At 66.6% G+C, this 892-nt stretch carries 1 protein-coding gene; it reads right to left on the minus strand.

Annotation, left to right across the window (positions count from 1 at the left end):
* Positions 1-121: 121 nt before the first annotated feature.
* On the minus strand, positions 122-892 hold a 771-nt coding region (locus tag EN993_RS36285), incomplete at its 5' end, for an ATP-binding cassette domain-containing protein (protein ID WP_164758079.1).

Genomic DNA, 892 nt, shown 5'->3' on the forward strand with positions numbered 1-892 from the left:
GGCGAGCAGCACCAGCGCCAACGACAGCGCCGGCAGCAGCCCGCGCAACAGGCGGGCGCGGGCCAGTGCGCCACGCTCGGCGGAAGTCTTGGCAACGGTTTCGAGGCTGGCGGCCGTCATCTCAGGCCGCGTCGCCGAAAGAGGACTGGATGATCTTCTCTTCGGTCAACTCGTCGCGGCGCAGATTGGCGACGATGCGGCCGTTCTTGAAGACATAGATGTGGTCGCAATTGTCGAGCTCTTCGGTTTCCGTGGTGTACCAGAGGAAGGTGCGGCCGCGGGCAGCCTCTTCGCGCACGAGGTCGTAGACCTCCAGCTTGGTGCCGATATCAACGCCGCGCATCGGATCGTCCATCAGCACGATCTGTGCGTCCGAGCCGAGTGCGCGGGCAAACAGCGCCTTCTGCTGGTTGCCGCCCGACAGCGAAAAGATGTTGTTGTTCATGTCAGGCGTGCGGATGCCGATCTTCTTCTGCCAAAATGCAGCAAGCTCTGCCTCGCGCTGCGGCGAGATCAACAGCCCGTTGCGCAGGCGCGCCAGCGAGCGGATGCCGATATTCTGCGCGATCGACCATTGCGGAAAAATGCCGTCCGACTGACGGTCGCCGGCGACCAGCGCCACAGGCGCTGTCACCTCGATGCCGGTCCGGGCGCGCGATGCCGCAGCGAAGATCGCCAGCAGCAGGTCGGTCTGGCCATGTCCCGCCAGCCCGGCGAGGCCGATGATCTCACCGGCACAGGCGACGAGATCGGTGCCGTCCTTCTGCGCGGCAGGTCGCGCCCGAACCCGCAGCGGGCTGGCGCTGGGCTTGGCGGCAGCGATTTGCGCCGCGATCTTCTGGCGCGCTTCCGCTCCGCCCATCGCCGTCACCAGCCGGTCGCGGTCGAAGGC

It is taken from the genome of Mesorhizobium sp. M7D.F.Ca.US.004.01.2.1, from assembly GCF_003997785.1.
GTDB classification, from domain to species: domain Bacteria; phylum Pseudomonadota; class Alphaproteobacteria; order Rhizobiales; family Rhizobiaceae; genus Mesorhizobium; species Mesorhizobium loti.